Origin of the sequence: Sphingomonas sp. LR59 (assembly GCF_036855945.1) — a bacterium.
In the GTDB taxonomy this organism is placed as follows: Bacteria; Pseudomonadota; Alphaproteobacteria; order Sphingomonadales; family Sphingomonadaceae; genus Sphingomonas.
Genome location: NZ_JASPFL010000001.1, coordinates 2,343,622 through 2,358,128, shown reverse-complemented (window position 1 = coordinate 2,358,128; position 14,507 = coordinate 2,343,622). Strand labels below are relative to the sequence as shown.

Here is a 14,507-nt window from a genome sequence, read left to right as displayed (position 1 = left end):
CGAACTGCGTAGGTGTGGAAAACAACGGCATCGTAAAAACCCTCCTGTTACGGGAGCTCAACGATCGTCTGCGCCGCCGGTTGCTTCAGGTCTTGATGAGCGCATCGGAGATCGAACACGCCGCCGGCCCGAGAATGACGACGAACAGCACTGGCAGGATGAACAGGATCAGCGGGATCGTCATGATCGCCGGCAACCGCGCCGCCTTCTCCTCCGCCCGCATCATCCGCTCATTGCGGAATTCGCCCGACAGCACACGCAGCGCAGACGCCAGCGGCGTGCCGTATTTCTCGGTCTGGATCATCGTCGTGACGACCCCCTTCACAGCATCCAGCTTCACCCGCTGCGCCAAATTCTCGAACGCCGAACGCCGGTCGGTCAGGAACCCGAGCTCGATTGCGGTCAGCGTAAATTCCTCGCCAAGCTCGGGATAGGCCCGCCCCAGTTCTCGCGCGACGCGGTGGAACGCGGCATCGACGGTCAACCCGGCCTCCGCGCAGATCACAAGCAGATCGAGCGCGTCGGGAAGCCCCTTACGGATCGCGTCAGAGCGCTTCTTGATCTTGTTGTCGAGATACAGATCCGGCGCCTTGTAGCTCAGGATGAAGGTCAGCGCGACGAGGCCGTATTTCTTCAGCGGCGACCAGGTCGCGAAGCCGTCGGTGCCGTACACCCAGTACAGCATGGCGCTGCCCAGCACGATCGGCAGCACGAGCCGGCCGAAGATCACCGCCGGGGCCCATTCCTTCGACCGGATCCCGGCCTGCATCAGCTTGAGCTGGACCGCCTTGACCTGGCTGTCCTGCAACATCTTCATCGACGACAGCATGCCGCGCATCTTGTCGGCGGTGTCGTTGCGCTGGACGAGCTTGGCGCGCCGCTTGGTCGAGGCGGTGATACCTGCCTTCAACTGTTCGCGGCGATCGTTGAGCGCCTTCACGCGCTTGGTCATCGGATCGCTGACCGTGGTCGCGGCATAGATCGCGACCATCACCGCGAACGCGGCAACGCCCGACAGGATCGTCGCGACCCATAATACGTCGAATCCGAGCAGGGTTGGTCCGGCCGTCGTGCCCATCATTGCGCCCCTAAATCTCGAAGCTGATCATCTTGGACATGATGAAGGCGCCGATCGCCATCCACACCATGCCGCCCATGCCGATGGCCATCAGCCGCTCGTCGATGAAGAAATTCTGCATGTAGGTCCCGTTGATGAACCAGATCAGCCCGAAGACGATGAACGGCAACGCGCCGATGATATACGCCGATGCCTTGGATTCCGACGACATCGCCTTGATCTTGAGTTTCATCTGGCCGCGCATGCGCAGCACGTGCGACAGGTTGGCGAGCGTCTCCGCCAGATTGCCGCCGGTCTCGCGCTGAATCGCGATCGTGATCACGAAGAACTGGAATTCGGGCGTGCCGAGCCGGTCTGCAGTCTCCTGCAGCGCCGCATCCATCGTCCGGCCGATCTTCATCTTGTCGCTGACCGCGCGGAATTCCTCGCCGACCGGCCCCTCGACCTCATGGCCGACGACGCCGATCGTCTCGCTGATCGGCAGGCCCGAGCGCAAGCCGCGGACCAGCAGGTCGATCGCGTCGGGAAACTTCGCGGTGAACTTGCCGATCCGCCGCTGGATCGTCTTGCCAACGATGAAATGCGGCAGGCCGACGCCGACGAACACACCGAACAGCAAAGCGAGCAGGATCGGCAGCCCTTTGAGCAGCATCAGCGCCGCGACGACCACCAGTATCCCCGCGGTCGCCATGCCATATTGGCCGACCGTCCAGGTCTTGCCGGTCATCGCGAGGCGCTTGGCGAGCTGGACCGGATTGGGGAGGATGCGCCCGAAGGCGAGATCCATCTTGGTATCGCGGTTCATCGAGATACGGCGCAGCTGCGCTTCGGCAATCACCAGCGCGTCGCCGTGACGTTCGCGCAGCGAGGCGATCCGGCGCGACTGCGCGCGTCCGGCGGACGGTCCCGCAAACGCGAACGCGATCATCCCGAGCACGATCGCTGCGCCGAGGATGACCAACAGGAACGGCATCATCTCCATCGCAGCTATCGCCTTCCGCTCGTCGCGGTCCGGAAGATCCGGCTGCGGCTCATTTGGTTTTCGCCTTGACCGTGCGCTTCGGGATCAATCCCTTCAGGTCGCCAAACTTGCCGATCAGCGATTTGCCCTTTGGCTTGGCGCCATCGGCCGCACTGTCCGGGACGGCGGAGGCGATCGCGGTCACGAGTGCCATGATCGGTGCGATCGTCTTGGACGCCTTCCCGACCTCGGCGAACGGTTTGCCGAGCTTGGCCGCCTGCGCCGCGAGCTTCTGGTCGAAGGGGACGACATAATCGATCTTGCGTTCGATCGAGCCCTCGAAATCCTTGCGACTGATCTCGAGCTGGCCGCCGGCGTGCATCCGGTTCGCGAGCACGAACAGCTGCGTCTGCGGTGCGTTCGTCTTCATCCACGACAGGATGCGGATCGTGTCGCGGGCGGATGCAAGCGTCAGTTCGGTGACGATCACGCCGAGCTGAACATCGCTGACGAGTTGCGGATGCTGGATCAGCATTCCCCGCGGCAAGTCGACGACGGTGCATTCGAACGCCGCGCGCATTTCTTCCTGCAACTGGTAGAACGCCGATCCATCGGTGACGAGCGGCGCATTGATCGGCGCTTCGGCGGACAGCACCGACAGTTTCTCCGACGCCTTGACCATCGCGCGTTCGATGAACAGCCCGTCGATCCGGCTCGGATTGTCGATCGCGTCGGTCAGGCCGCGGCCCGGCTCGAGATCGAGGCTGAGTGCACCCGTGCCGAAATGCACGTCGAGATCGAGCAACGCGGTTGCGCGCTTTTCCTTGTCCGCGAGCAACCAGGCAAGCGACGTCGCGACAGTCGAGGCGCCGACGCCGCCGCGCGTGCCGATCACCGCGACCGAGCAATGCGGTCGATCGGTCGAGATCTCGACATGCTTCGGCGTATTCAACAGCGTCTGCGCATGACCGAAGGCCTCACGCAGCATATCGGCGTGCAGCGGCTTCAGGAGATAGTCCTGGATCCCGCTCGACACCAGGTCGCGGTAGAGGCGGACGTCATTGACCTGCCCGGCGGCGATCACCACCGTCCCGGGCTCGCAGACTTCGGCCAGCGCATTGATATCGTTCAGCGGGTCGCCCGATTCGGCGAGATCGACGAACAGGATCTGCGGCGATGCGGACACCGACAGCGACTGGATCGCGTTGCGCAGGCCGCCCTTGTGGATCTTCTCGACCGCCCAGCCGAGTTCGCTCGCGATCGGCCGCAGGGCCTCGGCGGTGATCTCGTCGCAGACATAGGCGGTAAACGGTTCGCGATGCGCGATGCCGCCCGGCTTCCAGGGTGCGTTCATCACTTCCCTCCCGTGCTGGACGCGGCAAGGCCGCCGGCCCCGGTCGGCGCCTTTTTGCGATAGGTGTCGATCGCCTTGTACGACACCGCCGTATCCGTCGTCTCGTTGCCGGGCGCGCCACGGACCAGATCCGCCGGGTTGGCGACCATCGCGGCAAGGTTGCGGTTGATCGCGCAGCCATAATTGGACGACGTGTTGGAGGTGAAGTCGTTGGTCGAATCGCGCGACCAGTCGGGGCAGCGCGGTACGTCTGCATGCATCCGGCTGACGACGATCCGGATCGTGCCGGGCGCCACCGGCGCGGGTGTTACCGGCGCATCGGCACCGAGCAACAGGCCATATCGGCCAACCACGGCAGCGACATCGGTACGCGCCGCATACCCCTCCGCCGCCGGATCGTCGATCGCGACCCGGTCGCCATAGCTAAGCCGCATCGCGTCTAGCCAGCTGGCCAGCCGCTGCTGTTCCCCGCGGCCCAGCGCGCCGCCGGCGACGCCCAGATCGAGCGCATAGTCCGATCGACTGACGACGGGTTGATGAACCGATTCGAGGCCGCGATTCTCCGTTCCCATGCAGCCGCCGAGCAGCAGCGGGGGGATCAGGAACGCTAGGATCGATTTGTTGATCATCGGAAATCCTTGGTGCGGGAGGCGCGTGGTCGGCTCGGGTTCGTCATCTCAGTTCGAGAAGCCGGGCGCGGGCACGCTGCCGTTCTTGGCTTTGCCGCCGGTGTTGCGCGTGGTTGATGGTACGACGTCGTCTTCGGGGCGTCGCACATCGCCGCCGAGCGGTGTCGGACGAACCACCGCCGCTGCGCCGACCGAGGGTTGCGCATAGGAGGCAGGAGCAACCGTCGGAACGGGGCGTTTGCCGCCGCCGCTCGCACTGAGCGTCCCGAGCAATACCCGGTCGAGATCGGTCGGTGCGCGCGCGCCGTCGGTCGGCAGCGCGATGTCGCTGGCATTGTTGACCGGTTTCACCAGGTACGGCGTGATGACGATGACCAGTTCGGTCTCGTTGCGCTGGAACGCGTTCGAGCGGAACAACGCGCCGATGATCGGCAGGTTCGAGAGGCCCGGGGTCTTGTCGTACGAGTTGTTGTGGCTGTTCGACAACAGGCCGCTGATCATCATGCTTTGGCCCGAGCCGAGCTCGACGGTCGTCTCGGTGCGCCTGGTCGTCAGGCCTGGTACGCGCGTGCCGCTAAGCGTCACCGCGTTCGAATAATCGAGCTGCGAGACTTCCGGACGAACACGGAGCGAGATCCGTCCGTCCGACAACACCGTCGGCGTATACGCCAGGCTGATGCCATATTGCTTATACTCGACCGAGACCGTGCCCAGCGCCTGCGCCAGCGGGATCGGGACTTCGCCGCCAGCAAGGAAAGTCCCGGTCTCGCCCGACAGTGCAGTGAGATTGGGATTGGCCAGCGTCGTCACCTGCCCGGTGGCTTCACCGAGATCGATCGCGGTCAGGAAATCCATCCCCAACAGCTTGCCAGCGATACCGAGCGTCGTGCGCTGTGCACCCTTGGTATAGGTCGATGTCTTTAAACCGGTCGTGGGATCATAGGTGATCGTGCCGGGCGTGCCCGACGTGCTGCCGAACAGGATTCCCGATCCGCTGCGGTCCTGCGTCAACAGGTTGACGCCGATGTTCTTGACGAAGCTGCGGCTGACTTCGGCGACGCGCACCTGAAGGTTAACCTGTAACGGCGTCGCGGTCTTCAGCCGCGAGAGGACTTTGGTTGTATCACCCACGAACGCCTGCACCAGGCGTTCGGCTTCGGCGGCATCCTCGGGGGCGAGGACGGTGCCGGTCAGCAGGATCAGGCCGTTCATCGGCGTCGCGACGACCTGCGCTTCGGGCATCGCCAGGCCGAGCATCTGCTGGACCGAATCGAGGTTGTTGCCGACCCGAACCGTCGCCGCATAGACGACCGCGCCGCCCTTGGTGGTGGCCGATATCGTCGTCTCGCCGGTCTTCTTGCCGAACAGATATAATTGGGTCGGCGAGCGGACCTGGACATCGGCGATCGAGTCGTCGGCGACGAACAGGTCGGTCATTGGCCGCGCGAGCGTCACCAGCCGGCCGCGACCGGTGTTGACCTGGACGACCGGCGAACCGGCCGGGGCGATCGCCGCGCCGCGGCGCTGGGCGAGGGCGGGCGCCGACGGTGCGGCACTCGCGGCAGCCAGGGCGACGGCCAGCGGCCAGCCCAGCGGGGTCATCCGGATACGCATGTCAGTTCTTCCCCCCGACCGGAACGATGGTCATTGCGTTGCCGCGTGCGATCCGGACCACCGGCCCCTGGACGATCGGCGTACCGCCGCCACCACCACCGGACTGCACCATCGGCATGCCCTGCATCGGCGCACCGCCACCTTCGATTGCTTTGCCGGGCACCGTGCTGCGCTGGTAGCGCGAGACGTCAGCACCCGTCTGATAGCTCGATGCGCCGGCCGACGGCTGGCTCGCTAGCCGTACCATCATCGCCTTTTCGGCCTTCGGATCATTGCCTTGCGGCACCTTCACGGCCCCAGAGGCGATCGCCTCCTCGAGTTCGGCCGAATTGTCGGCGATCGAGCGGAGCGACAGCGAGAGCGAGCCGAGCGTCTGCGCCACCGCCACCTGCTCGGCCATCTTGGGCGTCGCCTCGATCGTCACGTTCGAGAACGTGCGGACCTGCGTCTTGCCGTCTTCGCCCACGAGATTGTCGGTGCGCTGGTCGGTCGCGAGGACGCGGATGTTGCGCATGATCGTCTCGGACACCTTGAGCGGCTGGCCTTCGCCGCCGCCTGCGACCGTCTGCGTCAGGACCAGATCGATCCGATCGCCTGGAAACACGAAGCCTGCGACCGCGGCCTGCGCCGAGACGGGCACGGTGACCGCCCGCATGCCAGGTCCGAGCGCCGCTGCCAGGAAACCGCGATCACCGGGCTTCACCAGCGACCCTTGCGTCACCGGTTGCCCGGCGGTGATGATGCTGCGCACCACCGTGCCCTGCAACGACTGGAGATTGGTCTTGTCCCGGAGATAATAGGCGTTGTCGACCAGCTCCTTCGGCCAGGGCTGGAATTTCAGCGCGGTCGCGTCGAGGATCGTGCCGACCGGCAGCGAGCGGGTCGCGACGAGCACCTCGGGGCCGTCGACCACCGGCGCGGTCATCGCGACCGCCCCGGCTTGCGGCGCCGAGCTTCCGGCGATCAGCGTTCTGGCAAAGAATGCTGTGATGGCCGCGACAATCAGCGCGCCAGCCAGCAATATGATTTTACGACTGTCCATGACTAGTTCGTGCCTTTCAGGCGCCGGAATTCTGCTTCGGCGTTAATCATGACTGAAACTGATTAAGGAGTGGTTCGCGCAGTGCGAGCAGCCCTGCGAATGCTATAGCCACGCCGTACGGGACTTCGATCGCCGCCGATGTCTTCTTGATAAGGCGCTCGGCTATCATGACGAGGGTGACGACGCCGCCTGCGATCGACATGACCATCAGCATCGAGAGGAACGCCGGAAACGGCAACCACAGGGCCAGCGCGACGATAAGCTTGACGTCGCCGCCGCCCATCAGGCCGAAATGGAACGCGACCAGGAACGCGGCGAACACCGCGAGTGCGACGCCCAGCTGCAATACGACGTCGGGCCAGATTTCGAGCCCGTTGGCGTACCACCAGACCGGCGCGAGCAACGCGACCGCGGCATTTTTCCAGTTGGCGATTTCCCGCGTTCGCGCGTCTTCGATGCCGGCGGACACCAGCAGGCCGCCAAGCGCGAAAATCAAAATTGGAAGAGCAATGTTCCACCCCATCGGCTAGACCCTAACGAAGATGGCTTTCGAAAAAGTAACCGTCCCGACCGATTCTTCGTTCGGTTACACGCACGTAGCGGAGCGTGATGCCGCCGAGGCTGTTCGGCGTGCGATCCCGGCCGATGCGCGAATCGGGTATTGGACTGCCCCCGACGGCTGGGCACTGCGTCGCTTCGACTGGCCTGCCGACACAGTATCGCGGCGGTCGCGGGGCGCGGTGCTGTTCCAGACCGGGCGCGGTGATATCTTCGAAAAATACCTGGAGACGTTTGCGCATCTCCATGCACACGGGTGGTCGGTGACCGCGTTCGACTGGCGCGGGCAGGGGGCTCGGGACGGCTTTCCGGGGACCCCCATGTCGGGCACGTCGACGATTACACGACCTATGACCGCGACCTGGCGGCGTTCTGGTCGGACTGGGTGGCGGAGCGGGGGTAGCTAGCCACCCCCGTGATACCTCGCGTGATCTTGGGACATTCGATGGGCGGCATGATGGTCGTGCGCGCACTCGCGGCACGGTCGATCCAGCCCGATGCCGCGATTCTGGTGGCGCCGATGATCGGGCTGAAGTCACCGGTCGGCGCCGGGATCGCCGGTCGTGTCGCGCGGTGGATGGCGTCGCGCGGCAATCCCGCGCGGGGTGCTTGGCGCAGCAACGAGCGGCCCGGTTCGATCGCGTCGCGACAATCGCTGCTGACGCATGACGCCTCACGCTATGATGACGAGCGCTGGTGGCAGGCCGAAAAGCCCGCGCTGTGCCTTGGGCCACCGAGCTGGTCGTGGTTGGCGCAAGGCTTTGCCGCCGCCGCTGCGCTTGCGGTCGATCCGCGGATCGAGGCGATGGAGACGCCGGTCCTGATGCTTGTCGCGGAAGCCGACAAGCTGGTCGATCCCCATGCGGCCTTGCGACTCGGCGCGCGGTTGCCCGATGCGCAGATCGTCCGGTTCGGCCGCGAATCGGCGCATGAGATCCTCCGCGAGGCGGACGGCGTGCGTGACCGGGCCTTGGGCGCCATCGATTCGTTCCTCGATGCCGTCGTGCCGCCGCGTTCGTAATGGCCGCGTTCGCGACGCCCGTGTTCGGACCGGTTTACGACGTGGCGATCGTCGGTGCGGGGATGGCCGGCGCCAGCCTCGCCGCCGCCCTCGGATCGAACGCGCGCGTCCTCGTTCTCGAGGCGGAGGCGGCGCCCGGCTATCATGCCACTGGACGATCCGCGGCGTTCTGGTCGGAGACCTATGGCGGTCCAGATATCCAGCCGCTGACCACCGCCTCGGGGCCGCTTCTCCACGCCGGCGGTCATCTCGCGCCGCTCGGATCGGTGCATATTGGTCGCGCCGGGGACGAGGCGGCGATCTATGCGTTCCTTGCGGCGTTCGCGGATAGCGCGGTGGTCCTGGATCCGGTCGACCCCGCTGCGTTCGTCCCTGGCCTGCGAGCCGACTGGGTGTTCGGCGTGCAGGAAGCGAGTTGCGCCTATATCGATGTCGCGGCGTTGCATGCGGACAGCATCGCGACCGGCCGGCGTGCCGGCGCGCAGTTCGTCACCGATGCTGCCTTCGTCGAGGCACGCCGCGCCGACGGTGTCTGGACGATCGTCACAACCGCGGGAACCGCGCGTGCACGGATTTTGGTGAACGCTGCCGGGGCGTGGGCCGATCGTGTCGCGATCGGCGCGGGGGCGAGGCCATTGGGCCTGCAGGCGTATCGTCGGACGATGGCGCAACTGCGGACCGATCCCGGTGCGCCGGAGACCATGCCGCATGTCGCGGACATCGCCGGGCGGTTCTACTTCAAGCCCGAATCGGGTGGGCGGTTGTGGCTCAGCCCACACGATGAAACCCCGACCGATCCTTGCGATGCCGCGCCGGAAGAGATCGATGTCGCGATTGCGATCGATCGGTTCGAGCGCGTCGTCGACTGGCGGGTCGCTGCGGTCGAGCGACGCTGGGCCGGGCTGCGGACGTTCGCGCCCGATCGCGTGCCGGTCTACGGCTTCGACCGCGATGTTTCCGGCTTTTTCTGGTGCGCGGGGCAGGGCGGCTTCGGAATCCAGACGGCACCTGCCGCCGCCTTGCTCGCTGCCAGCCTGTTGCTGGGCACTGCCCCAGACGTCGCGATCGCGACCCTCGATACGCAGCGCTACTCGCCGCATCGGTTCGCCTGACAGGCGCGACGCTTCGCGAAGTTTAAGCCTCGAAATCGCGAGTCGCGACGGCGCAAACTGATTTCACCGCCGTGAAAACGATCCGCCGCGAAAAATTCGCTTACCATTGTGATAAGCAAATCCGGGAATCTATTGAATAAAATTCCGAAAATTTTCGGTGAAAACCAACAGAATCGGTTTCTTGAGTAAAACTAAAAAATGTTAATTCCCCGCTATGGTTAACGCGCCATGAGTGCCGGGACGAACAAGCATCCGATGATGTCACGATGTGATACTCAACAGATGTGCTTCGCCGGTCCGGTCACTTGGCAGTGGTGTAGTTGCGGATGGACAATATCTTCGTTGGAAGCGCGGTATCTACGATAAGCGCACGGGGCGATCTGGTTCTTCCCGATCAATTCTGCGTTACGATCCAATCCAGGGGCGTACGGGACGATTTGTTCGTTGGTCTTCATGCCGAAGATCCTTGCCTGCTGGTCTATGATCGCGCGAGCGTCGACGATCATCGTGGCGACGTTGCGCGAAACTGGGAGGGGTGCGCGCGATACGGTGCTTCGGCGGCGGCTGGGCTTTGTCGCGCCCGCGCAGATGGACGGCAAGGGCCGGCTCCGCATCGCGTCGTGGATGCGAGCCCGGCGCGGGGTGCAACAGCGCGCGTTGCTGGTCGGCATGGGCCGTCATTTCGAAGTCTGGAATCTCGATCAGGTACTCGAACAGGGGCCGGGGGATCTGATCGTCCTCGCCGCGCTGCATCTCAACACGTCGATCATCAAGGAGGACCATCATGAACCTGCTCTGTCACGCCTCGGGGCACGTCGCCGCGCCGCTGGTGCTGGAAAATCAGGGGTTTCTGTTCAGTCGCTGCCAGCGCTGCCGGCACGATCTGATCCGCTCCGCGCCGTCGGTGGTCGGTTCGGCGGGCGATAGCTGGACCGGTGTGCCCGAGGGGTTGCGCGTGGCGTGGCGCTCGGCGGACGTGTCGGCCTTCGATCAGCCGTCATGGGTACGCCAGTCCTTGCGCCGGATGCGCGAGCGCGGCCAGCAATCCGCGACCGCCGTCAGCGACGCCGCGCAGGTCGCGCTTGCGGTGGTCGGCTGGCACGCCACTAACGCGGCGCGCCGCGCGAAGGATACGACGTTGGCCGCCTATCGCTCGGGCCGCCGCGTGATCCGCCTACCGCGCCCGGCCCGGCCACCGCATGCGGGCATCGTCATCATCAACCTGACGATGAACCGAGACCCGTCCTGGCAGGACGCGGTCCGCGCGGACACGCAGTTCGGCGACATGATCGGCGCGTGATGCGGTGGCAGCTGGATGGCGGCGGTTCTGATAGTCCGGTCACACCGGCGCAACGCCGCCGACAGGTGTACAATTACCACCCCGGCGAAGGCCGGGGCCCAATTGGAAAGGTCGGCGTAACGACACGCCGTCCTTAATCAGAGTCGTTTCCCAGTTGGGCCCCGGCCTTCGCCGGGGTGGGGTAACAGACGCCCGGTCTCAGCGTCGCCCAACCTAGCGCCGCCCGGCGGCCACCGCCGCGTCGCTCGCCAACTTGTCCGCGCGCTCGTTCTCCGGGTGGCCGGCGTGACCCTTGACCCATTGCCATTCGATCTTGTGCCGGGCCACCGCGGCGAGCAGCGCATGCCACAGCTCGGCGTTCTTCACCGGCTTCTTGTCGGCGGTCTTCCAGCCGTTCCGCTGCCAGCCCTTCACCCACTTGGTCAGGCCGTCCATCACGTATTTGCTGTCGGTGTACAGCGTCACCGCGCACGGCCGGGTCAGCGCGTTGAGCGCCTCGATCGCCGCGGTCATCTCCATCCGGTTGTTGGTCGTCGGAGTCTCGCCGCCCGACAATTCCTTCTCGTGCGCGCCCATGCGGATCACCGCGCCCCAGCCGCCGGGGCCGGGATTGCCCTTGCACGCGCCGTCGGTGAAGATCTCGACCTTGGTGATGGAAACGTCGGTGTCGTCAGTCATGCAAACAGATCGTCCTTGCGATACGCCTCGAACCGCCGCCAATACGCCAACGGATCCTTGCGCGTCACCAGCGCATCCGCCGGCGTGTTGAGCCAATCCCACGCGCGCGTCGCCAGAAAGCGAAGGCACGCCCCCTGCGCCAGCACCGGCAGCGCGGCGCGTTCGGCATCGGTTAGCGGATGCCGACTGACATACCCCGCGACCAGCGCCTTGCCGACCCCCGCATCATAGCCTTCGCCCTGCGCATCGAACGCCCAGGCGCTGTGCAGGATCGCCAGATCGTAGGCGCGGATATCGGTGCAGGCGAAATAAAAGTCGATCAGCCCCGTCACCCGGTCGCCGAGCATCAGCACGTTGTCGGGAAACAGATCTGCATGGATGACGCTGCGCGGCAAGTCGGCAGGCCAGGCCGCGACGACCGCATCCGCTGCCGTGCTGATTGTATCGAACAGCTCGGGCTCGATCGCATCCAGATCGCGGCCGCATTTTGCCAGCAAGGCGCGCCAACCGTCAGGCCCCAGCGTATTCGGCCGCACACCAGCGAACCCGGCGAGGCTGACGTGCATCGCACCCATCGCCGCGCCCGCTGCATATGCCTGTGCTTCGCTCGGATGCGACACCGACACCCCGGTCAGGAACTCGATCAGGCACGCCGGCCGCCCGCAAAGCTCGTGGATCAGCGCACCGCTGCGATCGGGCAGCGCGCGCGGCACCGGGTTGCCGTCGACCGCGAGATGGTCGAGCATCGCCATGAAGAACGGCAGGTCGTCCGCCGACACGCGCTTTTCGTACAGCGTCAGGATGAACCGCCCGGTCGTCGTATCGACCAGGTAGTTGCTGTTCTCGACCCCCTCGGCAATGCCCTTGGCCGAGACCAGTTCGCCGTGATCGAATTTGGCGAGGAACGCGCCCAGCGCCTCCGCCGACACCTGCGTGTAGACCGCCATGCTAGGCGGCCGCCTCCAGCCCGCGGGGCAGCTTGAACGCGATCGTCTCGCGGTTGGTCTCGACCTCGCGCTCGGACACCGTGTAGCGCTCCGACAACCGATCGACGAGTTCGCGCACCAGCAATTCAGGCGCCGAGGCGCCCGCGGTAATTCCCAGCGTACCGACGCCGGCGAGGAAGTCCCAATCGAGCTCGCTCGCTCGCTGGATCAGCATCGCCGGCGTACCCTCGCGCTCGGCGACCTCGACCAGTCGCACCGAGTTTGACGAATTGGGCGCACCGATCACCAGTACCGCATCGACGCTGTGCGCGATCGCCTTCACCGCGGTCTGGCGGTTCGACGTCGCGTAGCAGATGTCCTCGCCACGCGGCGGCAGCATCTGCGGGAAGCGACGCTGCAACGTCGCCACCACCGCAGCAGTATCGTCCACCGACAACGTCGTCTGCGTCAGGAAGGCCAGGTTCGACGGATCGGCGGGTGCGAACACCTCGGCGTCCTCGACCGTCTCGATCAGCGACATCGCGCCCGCGGGCACCTGTCCGAACGTGCCGATCACCTCGGGATGCCCGGCATGGCCGATGAACACGATATGCCGGCCCTGCGCGACCAGACGCTCGGCCTGGCGGTGCACCTTCGACACCAGCGGGCACGTCGCATCGAGATATTCGAGCCCGCGATTCTGCGCGTCGAGCGGCACCGATTTCGGCACGCCATGCGCCGAGAACACGACCGGCGCGCCATCAGGCACCTCGTCGAGCTCTTCGACGAAGATCGCGCCCTGCGCCTTCAGCGTGTCGACGACGAACTTGTTGTGGACGATCTCGTGGCGGACATAGACCGGAGCGCCATGCTTCTCGATCGCCAGTTCGACGATCCGGATGGCGCGGTCGACGCCGGCGCAAAAACCTCGGGGCGCTGCGATCAACAGTTCGAGCGGCGGCTTGTCGATTGGGCTCATGATGCGTCAGCCTCTACGCGATTGCTTGCCTGGACGATAGCCGGTTCCTATGGTGCGCCGCGACAGGGGCCGCTTGCGACATGCGGTGGCCCTTTCGCTCGTTCGAGAAGGTAAGCGTCGCCGTGAAAGCCCCTATCCTAGCCGTTTCGGCGTGTGCGATCCTCCTGACCGGGTGCGCCGGCAAGGGCGAAGTCGATGCGACCGGCGGCATTTCCGCGGTCCGCTCGGTCTGCCCGCCTGTCGCGCTCCCTGCTGCGACCGGCGACATTACGCTGTTCAATCCCGCCACCAGCCGTGACCAGTCGGCGATCGACGTCGCCGCGCTGATGACCAATGTCCGGTCGACCTGCGCCGATGCGACCGACCAGGTCGTCACTAGCGTCACCTTCGACATCCGCGCCCGTCGCAACCGCACCGAAGGCGCGCGGGACGTGACGTTGCCATACTTCATCACGGTAGTCCGCGGCGGCACCGCCGTCGTCGCCAAGCGCATCGGCCGCGTCGCGCTGCATTTCGACGCCGGTCAGGCGCTCGCCTCGACCTCGGCGACCGCTTCCGCAACGGTCGCGCGCTCGGCGGCAACGCTGCCCGACGACGTTCGCGAAAAGCTGACCCGCAAGCGCAAGGCTGGCGATCAGGACGCCGCGGTCGATCCGCTGAGCACGCCGGAAGTCCGTCAGGCCGTCCTCCGCGCCAGCTTCGAGGCATTGGTCGGCTTCCAGCTCACCGACGATCAACTCAAGTACAACGCCACCCGCTAAGCCATTGTCCCTCTCCCCGCCGGGGAGAGGGAAGGGGCCCGCCGCCCTTGCGGTGGGAAGGGAGAGGGGAGTGAGGCTCAAAACGCCCGCCCCGCCGTCATGCCGAGCTAGTTCCGAGGCAACGGAACGATGGCCGACGCGCGCTAAATCTTCCCCCACCCCCAAACCCCCGATTGACTAAGATTGTGCGCCGCGTCACAACTCGCGGCGTCGATGTCGTGCAACCGGCATGGCACCGCGCGGGAGAGCGTTTCCGGTCCTTTCAGGGCTGGCCCTTGACTGGGCACGGAACCGCCGAAGGAGCAACCACCCCGGAATCTCTCAGGCACCAGAGACCGCGCGGGGCTGATCGACACTCTGGAAAGCGTCCTGGCGTAAGCCGAGGGCCACCGAAGGGGTAAGCGCTGGACATTGTTCGCGCGAAAGCTCTCAGGTCCCGTGACAGAGGGGTTCGGATCGCAGCACCACCGGGTGCCGCGCGCCCCTTCGACGGA

General features: G+C 65.6%; 16 protein-coding genes and 2 riboswitches. Of the genes, 5 read left to right on the top strand and 11 right to left on the bottom strand.

Going from position 1 to position 14,507, the window contains the following annotated elements; translation table 11 throughout:
• Positions 1 to 85 precede the first annotated feature (85 nt).
• The 7 genes from QP164_RS10945 to QP164_RS10915 are packed head-to-tail and all read right to left on the bottom strand — an operon-like array spanning position 86 to position 7,201.
• Positions 86 to 1,078, bottom strand: coding sequence for a type II secretion system F family protein (locus QP164_RS10945; protein ID WP_132736827.1), 993 nt, complete (start codon positions 1,076 to 1,078; stop codon positions 86 to 88).
• A gap of 10 nt (positions 1,079 to 1,088) precedes the next feature.
• Positions 1,089 to 2,060, bottom strand: a complete 972-nt coding sequence (locus QP164_RS10940; RefSeq protein WP_333923138.1) for a type II secretion system F family protein — start codon at positions 2,058 to 2,060, stop codon at positions 1,089 to 1,091.
• A gap of 49 nt (positions 2,061 to 2,109) precedes the next feature.
• The gene (locus tag QP164_RS10935) at positions 2,110 to 3,393 is read right to left on the bottom strand and encodes a pilus assembly protein CpaE (RefSeq protein WP_132895343.1); all 1,284 of its coding nucleotides are present in this window, start codon (positions 3,391 to 3,393) and stop codon (positions 2,110 to 2,112) included.
• Entirely contained in the window at positions 3,393 to 4,022 is a 630-nt protein-coding gene (locus QP164_RS10930) for a CpaD family pilus assembly protein (protein ID WP_333923137.1), read from the bottom strand. Before QP164_RS10930 ends, QP164_RS10935 begins: the two co-directional genes overlap by 1 nt.
• Positions 4,023 to 4,070: 48 nt before the next feature.
• Positions 4,071 to 5,636: a type II and III secretion system protein family protein gene (locus QP164_RS10925; protein ID WP_333923136.1), complete on the bottom strand. Its 1,566-nt coding sequence runs from the start codon at positions 5,634 to 5,636 to the stop codon at positions 4,071 to 4,073.
• 1 nt (position 5,637) lies between these two features.
• Positions 5,638 to 6,678 carry a Flp pilus assembly protein CpaB gene (gene cpaB, locus QP164_RS10920; protein ID WP_333923135.1) on the bottom strand — a complete coding sequence of 347 codons (1,041 nt, stop codon included), beginning with the start codon at positions 6,676 to 6,678 and terminating at the stop codon, positions 5,638 to 5,640.
• A gap of 46 nt (positions 6,679 to 6,724) precedes the next feature.
• Entirely contained in the window at positions 6,725 to 7,201 is a 477-nt protein-coding gene (locus tag QP164_RS10915; RefSeq protein ID WP_132735682.1) for an A24 family peptidase, read from the bottom strand.
• 19 nt (positions 7,202 to 7,220) lie between these two features.
• Here QP164_RS10915 and QP164_RS10910 point away from each other — a divergent pair, with 19 nt between their 5' ends.
• From QP164_RS10910 to QP164_RS10900, 3 genes are read left to right on the top strand one after another with little or no spacing between them, the layout of a single operon-like run.
• Positions 7,221 to 7,643: an alpha/beta hydrolase gene (locus tag QP164_RS10910; protein WP_333923134.1), complete on the top strand. Its 423-nt coding sequence runs from the start codon at positions 7,221 to 7,223 to the stop codon at positions 7,641 to 7,643.
• A gap of 38 nt (positions 7,644 to 7,681) precedes the next feature.
• Positions 7,682 to 8,257: an alpha/beta hydrolase gene (locus QP164_RS10905; protein ID WP_333923133.1), complete on the top strand. Its 576-nt coding sequence runs from the start codon at positions 7,682 to 7,684 to the stop codon at positions 8,255 to 8,257.
• On the top strand, positions 8,257 to 9,369 hold the full coding sequence (locus QP164_RS10900; RefSeq protein WP_333923132.1) for an NAD(P)/FAD-dependent oxidoreductase: 1,113 nt from the start codon (positions 8,257 to 8,259) through the stop codon (positions 9,367 to 9,369). Before QP164_RS10905 ends, QP164_RS10900 begins: the two co-directional genes overlap by 1 nt.
• Positions 9,370 to 9,774: 405 nt before the next feature.
• Here QP164_RS10900 and QP164_RS10895 read toward each other — a convergent pair whose 3' ends face one another.
• Entirely contained in the window at positions 9,775 to 10,155 is a 381-nt protein-coding gene (locus QP164_RS10895) for a hypothetical protein (RefSeq protein WP_333923131.1), read from the bottom strand.
• Between QP164_RS10895 and QP164_RS10890 the strand changes: the two genes are divergently transcribed.
• Entirely contained in the window at positions 10,154 to 10,669 is a 516-nt protein-coding gene (locus tag QP164_RS10890; protein ID WP_333923130.1) for a hypothetical protein, read from the top strand. The two genes, QP164_RS10895 and QP164_RS10890, sit on opposite strands and share 2 nt — an antisense overlap.
• Positions 10,670 to 10,882: 213 nt before the next feature.
• Here QP164_RS10890 and rnhA read toward each other — a convergent pair whose 3' ends face one another.
• The 3 genes from rnhA to ispH are packed head-to-tail and all read right to left on the bottom strand — an operon-like array spanning position 10,883 to position 13,252.
• Positions 10,883 to 11,347: a ribonuclease HI gene (gene rnhA / locus QP164_RS10885; protein WP_132735670.1), complete on the bottom strand. Its 465-nt coding sequence runs from the start codon at positions 11,345 to 11,347 to the stop codon at positions 10,883 to 10,885.
• Complete coding sequence (gene thrB, locus QP164_RS10880) at positions 11,344 to 12,294, bottom strand: homoserine kinase (RefSeq protein WP_333923129.1); 951 nt, start codon at positions 12,292 to 12,294, stop codon at positions 11,344 to 11,346. The genes rnhA and thrB overlap by 4 nt, the downstream gene beginning before the upstream one ends.
• A 1-nt stretch (position 12,295) precedes the next feature.
• Positions 12,296 to 13,252 carry a 4-hydroxy-3-methylbut-2-enyl diphosphate reductase gene (gene ispH / locus QP164_RS10875; RefSeq protein WP_132735665.1) on the bottom strand — a complete coding sequence of 319 codons (957 nt, stop codon included), beginning with the start codon at positions 13,250 to 13,252 and terminating at the stop codon, positions 12,296 to 12,298.
• A gap of 158 nt (positions 13,253 to 13,410) precedes the next feature.
• Here ispH and QP164_RS10870 point away from each other — a divergent pair, with 158 nt between their 5' ends.
• A complete protein-coding gene (locus QP164_RS10870; RefSeq protein WP_435368416.1) occupies positions 13,411 to 14,013 on the top strand; it encodes a hypothetical protein in 603 nt (200 codons plus the stop codon).
• Positions 14,014 to 14,243: 230 nt separating this feature from the next.
• A riboswitch (glycine riboswitch) is annotated at positions 14,244 to 14,361 on the top strand.
• Position 14,362: 1 nt separating this feature from the next.
• A riboswitch (glycine riboswitch) is annotated at positions 14,363 to 14,468 on the top strand.
• The last annotated feature ends 39 nt before the right edge of the window (positions 14,469 to 14,507 follow it).